Origin of the sequence: Flavobacterium sp., assembly GCF_044368625.1 — a bacterium.
Lineage (GTDB): Bacteria > Bacteroidota > Bacteroidia > Flavobacteriales > Flavobacteriaceae > Flavobacterium.
Map to the genome: position 1 here is coordinate 1 of NZ_JBIPPD010000222.1, position 5,277 is coordinate 5,277.

Consider the following 5,277-nt stretch of genomic DNA (forward strand, 5'->3'; position numbering starts at 1 on the left):
ATTAAGAAAATTAGGGTAACTCTTAATGAAAGTTTTAATTTTGAACCATTAAGAAATTAAGAAAATTAGGGTAACTCTTAATGAAAGTTTTAATTTTGAACCATTAAGAAATTAAGAAAATTAAGGCAAATCTTAATGAAACTTAATTTCTTAATGGTTTTAATTTTTCCAAAAATGTCAATATTTAAATTCAAAGAATTTTCAGTAGAACAAGACCGCACAGCAATGAAAATCGGAACCGACGGAGTTTTACTTGGTGCTTGGTCGCCGATTCCTGAAAATTGTTTTAGTGTTTTGGATATTGGAACAGGTACGGGAATTATCGCCTTGATGATGGCACAGCGAAGTCAAGCGGAACAAGTTGACGCAATAGAAATTGACGAGCAAGCCTACGAACAAGCTTCGGAAAACTTTGAAAATTCGCCGTGGAACGACCGATTGTTTTGTTTTCACGCCGGTTTAGATGAACTCATTGACGAACCCGAAGACGAATATGATTTGATTATTTCCAATCCTCCATTTTATAGTGAAGATTTCAAATCCAGTAATAACCAACGTGATTTGGCACGATTTCAAGATGCGATGCCGTTTGAAATGCTCCTTGAAGCAGCCGATTTATTACTTTCTGAAAACGGTATTTTTTCTGTAATCATTCCTTTTAAAGAAGAAGCACATTTTTTGGCTCTGGCCAAAGAGTTCGAATTGTTTTCTTTTAAGATTACCCGTGTAAAAGGAACACCTGCTTCCGAAATCAAAAGGAGTTTATTGGCTTTTAGCCGAAATGAAACACTTGAAATTGAAATCAACGAACTGGTTATTGAGACGGAAAGACATGTTTACACGGAGGAATATATTGCCTTGACAAAGGATTTTTACTTGAAGATGTGATAAGAATTACCTCCTAAAAATATCCCGAAACTGATACAGTAATCTTTCTATCAAACGCAAATCTTCAGTTACAATATCAGCTGTTCCCGACATTTCTTGGTGGAAAATGATTTTCTTATCGTAAGAAGTTGCAATGCCTTTGGGTAGCGAAACGTCAATTAATAAATTTCCTTCTTTGTCGGGAGTTAAAGAAATGGATTTGACTTTTCCTTTGATAATCCCAAATTCTCTATCTGGATAATTGGCGAGACGGATATTAACGTCCTGATTTACCTTGATTTTTCCCGAATTTTGGGCAGGCGCTTTTACTTTGGCAATATAATTTTTACTATCTGTTGGCACAATGATAAAGACTTGGTCTCCAGAAGTTATCGTTTGATTTTCGACCCAAATTTGCATAAATGAAACTTGTCCTTCTATTGAAGATTGTAAGACATAAAGCATTTTCCAGTCGTTTATAGCTTTTTTTAGTTGTGTAAAGGATTGTAAAACATTTCGCAGCAAGTTTATGTTTTCTTTGGATTCATTAATTACGGTGTTTCCAGAATTTCGTTTTAAATCATTGATGGAAGAACGCATTTGCGACAATTGGGTGCTGATATTCCGGACATTTTTTTCAGATTGCAAAAAATCCAAATTTTTACTTTCCCATTCTTGAGTGGCAATGACGCCTTTATCGTATAGTTTTTTAAAACGTTCCAATTCCTGTTTTTTCAACTGTAACTCGTTTTGACTGATTTGATATTGTTGTTGGGCCAATAACAATCTTTCTTTTAACTGATTCGTCTCTAATCCTTGCGCAGTTTTTTCGACCGAATAGGGCTGTAAATTCCGATTCAAATCATAAGCAATATAATCTTTTTCAAAAAGCGTGAAGGCATTTTGAATTTCGCCCAGTTGCATGGCTGAGAAATTTTCAAAAGGAAAATTAAATTGTCCCTTATTTAACGAAAGACTGTCAACACATTTTTTCAATCGAAACACATCAATATAATTGGCTGTATTTTCTATAATTGCCAAAGCGGTTTTCGGTTGCACAATACGTCGATCTGAAACAAGTATTTCAGCAATTTTACCACTCGTTCGTGCCACTAATTTTTCGGGTGGATTTTGAGTTGTGATAATGACTTGCGTGGTCACAATGTCTGGATATTTGATAAAATAAGCTCCAAACATCATGCTGAAAAGCACCAATAAAACCACAATATTTCCCCAACGAATCATCCAATGCGGCACTCGGGTAAGAATATCTTGCACTTCTTCGCTACGTAATTCGATGTCGTTATGTTCTGGCATATATTAGGTTCCTAATTGCAATTGATTCTTCACTAATTTAAAATAACTTCCTTTTAATTCCACCAACTCCTGATGCGTTCCAATTTCAATAATTTTTCCTTTTTCTAAAACTACAATTTGGTCGGCATTCATAACGGTACTCAAGCGATGGGCAATGACGACAACCGTTTTATTTTTGAAAAAAACGTTCAGTTTCTCCATAATTTCCTTTTCGTTATTGGCATCTAACGCACTTGTAGCTTCATCAAAAAATAACATTTCAGGGTTTTTATACACCGCTCTTGCAATCAACAACCGCTGTTTCTGACCCGTACTCATTCCCACTCCTTCCTGACCAATTTTGGTATTGTACCTCAGCGGATAATTTTCAATAAACTCTCTTATGTTCGCTACATCAGCGGCATATTGTAAACGCTCTTTATCAATCACATCTTGACCAATAGCAATATTATTGGCAATGGTATCATTAAATATAAAGCCTTCTTGCATCACTGAGCCAATGTGATTTCGCCAGGCTTTTTGGCTTATAAAACCCAAACCGAACCCTCTGCTAGTTTCCCCTCCCATGGAGGGGTGTCCGAAGGACGGGGTGGCTTCGGCTCCACTCTCCTTTGGAGAAAGGATTATCTCTCCTTTATTCGGTTCATAAAACTTCAACAACAATTTCATTAAAGTTGTCTTTCCACTTCCACTAGTACCTACAATCGCAGTAACTTTATTAGCTGGAATGACCAAACTCAAATTTTCCAAAACATTTACATCCGAGCCGATGTATCTAAAATCCAAATCTTTAATAACCACATCACAATTTTCAGGAATTTCATGTAATTTCTCGGAATCATTCTGTGTTTCGTCTTCTTTGTCGTGTATTTCAGACAATCGTGCAAGCGATATTTTGGCATCTTGCCATTCTCGAATAAAACCAATCAATTGCATTATCGGACCATTCAATCCGCCGACGATACTCGTAATGGCCATCATCATTCCTAAAGTTATTGAGCCATCAATAACCAATTTGGCGGAAAGAAAAATAATAATGATATTTTTAAGTTCATTGATAAAGTTCGAACCAATGCCTTGTGTTTGTTCCAAAACTAAACTCTTCATTGAAACTTTAAATAGTCGGGCTTGGATGTATTCCCAGCCCCAACGTTTTTGCTTTTCAGCGTTGTGAAGTTTGATTTCCTGCATGCCATTAATGAGTTCGATAACTTTACTTTGCTCTTGGCTGACTTCCGAAAATCGTTTGTAATCCAGTACTTCCCTCCTTTTCAAAAAAAGAATGACCCATAAAAAATACAGAAAACTTCCCACAAAAAAGACCGCAAATATCTTAAGGTTGTAATACGCCAAAACCCCTCCCATAATAAACATATTGATCACAGAAAACAATACACTCAGTGACGAAGTAGTCAAAATACGTTCTATTCTGTGGTGGTCGTTGATGCGTTGCATAATGTCTCCCGTCATCCGAACATCAAAATAAGAAATGGGCAGGTTCATTAACTTGATAAAAAAATCTGAAATTAACGAAATATTGATACGCGTGGAAAGATGCAAGATAATCCAACTCCTGATAAGCTCCAATGCTGTTTTCCCAAAAAATAGAAACAGCTGTGCCGCCAGAACCATGTAAATAAAGTGGATGTTTTGGTTTTGAATACCCACATCTACCACACTTTGGGTAAGAAACGGAAAAATCAGTTGCAAGATACTTCCAGCCAGTAACCCAATAATCAGTTGAACTACAAACGATTTGTATTGCCAGACGTACCTGGAAAGAAAGCTAAATCCGTACGTTTGTTCGTCTTCTCCTTTACCTTTCCTAGCTCCTTCTCCTCTCGAGTTCCCATAGCTATCGGAAGGGGAGAAGAACTTAGGTGTTGGTTCTATTAATAATGCAATACCTTCCTGAGTGTTTTCGTCCGCATTATTTCCTATCCAGCGTTTTAAAAATTCTTCTTGCGAGTATTCTAGCAAGCCAAAAGCAGGGTCAGAAATACAGAAGGTTGCGGGATGTTGGGTGTTGGATGTTGGATGGGATCCTTTTTTTCCTTCACCCCGCATCCAGCTTCCAGCAAATCTCCTTTTCTTTTCCACAGTATAAAGAACCACATAATGATTCGCATTCCAATGCAAGATACACGGCAACGGCGCTTCCAGCAATTTTTCTAAAGAAAGTTTTACCCCCAAAGTTCTAAAGCCAAGTGACTCTGCCGCATCGCTTAAATTTAATAAATTACTTCCCTCTCTAGTTGTTTCTGAAAGTTGCCGTAAAGTTTGGATATTAAGTACCCGACCGTAATGCTTGGCTATGATTTTAAGACAGGTTGGGCCGCAGTCTTTGGAATCAGGTTGCCTATAAAATGGAAATGATTTTTTACGCATCTTTTTTTACCAAATCTTGCATGCCATAATATTCAATGGCTTTTTCTTTTAATGGGTTTGTACTCCATTCTGCCCATTCATTGGTATAAGGATTATAACCACATTTTAATGGTTTTGACAAATCTATTTCTCCATCAAAATGTGTACGTTCAGTGTAAGCGCGACAATCAGTACAAATGTGGCGAAACTCACAATCTTTACAAACGGCTATCATATCTTTATTTACATTCCAATATTTTTTAAAATCAGGATGATTTAGCGCTTCTTCTAATGTGGTATCTTTTATGTTACCATAACTTTGTGGCATTGACGGACAGTTTCTAATATTGCCGTCTTTGTCAATGGAGATTTTACGGTTAAGGCAAGTGTTATAGCTTTGTGATTCGCTGAAAAGTTTAATATTTGAGTGAGAATTATTCAGTAATACAACACCACAATTAATATTGACTTTGTCTATATCCGAATGAGATACGACAATAGAATCATTAATAATTTTATCATTTGAATGAGAAGTATTATAATAAGTAAATGTTTTTATTTTACCTTTCTTTGCTACTTTATTCACATCGAAAGATTTATCATTAATACATTTAAAATAAATTTCTATGTGATCTATACTTGAAGACGAAATCAACTCCAAGATTTTAATCAAATGATCTTCATTTCCGTCAACTGAATTAATAAAAATTGCTTTAACACAAAATT

The 5,277-nt window shown here is 36.0% G+C and carries 4 protein-coding genes; 1 reads left to right on the forward strand and 3 read right to left on the reverse strand.

The genetic code is table 11. The annotated features are described in order from the left end of the window. The first annotated feature begins 174 nt into the window (after window positions 1-174). Window positions 175-888 carry a tRNA1(Val) (adenine(37)-N6)-methyltransferase gene (locus tag ACIQ2X_RS13515; RefSeq protein WP_396179458.1) on the forward strand — a complete coding sequence of 238 codons (714 nt, stop codon included), beginning with the start codon at window positions 175-177 and terminating at the stop codon, window positions 886-888. A 6-nt stretch (window positions 889-894) separates the two neighbouring features. Here the strand turns inward: ACIQ2X_RS13515 and ACIQ2X_RS13520 are convergent, their stop codons facing one another. The 3 genes from ACIQ2X_RS13520 to gwsS all read right to left on the reverse strand — a co-directional run. Then, entirely contained in the window at window positions 895-2,184 is a 1,290-nt protein-coding gene (locus ACIQ2X_RS13520) for an HlyD family secretion protein (protein WP_396179459.1), read from the reverse strand. A gap of 3 nt (window positions 2,185-2,187) precedes the next feature. Further along, window positions 2,188-4,572 (reverse strand): peptidase domain-containing ABC transporter, encoded by a 2,385-nt coding sequence (locus tag ACIQ2X_RS13525; RefSeq protein WP_396179460.1) that lies wholly within the window; start codon window positions 4,570-4,572, stop codon window positions 2,188-2,190. Then, the coding region (gene gwsS, locus ACIQ2X_RS13530; RefSeq protein ID WP_396179461.1) for a grasp-with-spasm system SPASM domain peptide maturase at window positions 4,565-5,277 on the reverse strand (713 nt) is incomplete at its 5' end. The genes gwsS and ACIQ2X_RS13525, both read right to left, overlap by 8 nt.

Excerpts from the sequence above, each read along its gene's own strand:
- ACIQ2X_RS13520 (WP_396179459.1), bottom strand. The coding sequence starts at position 2,184 with ATGCCAGAACATAACGACATCGAATTACGTAGCGAAGAAGTGCAAGAT.
- ACIQ2X_RS13515 (WP_396179458.1), top strand. The coding sequence starts at position 175 with ATGTCAATATTTAAATTCAAAGAATTTTCAGTAGAACAAGACCGCACA.
- ACIQ2X_RS13525 (WP_396179460.1), bottom strand. The coding sequence starts at position 4,572 with ATGCGTAAAAAATCATTTCCATTTTATAGGCAACCTGATTCCAAAGAC.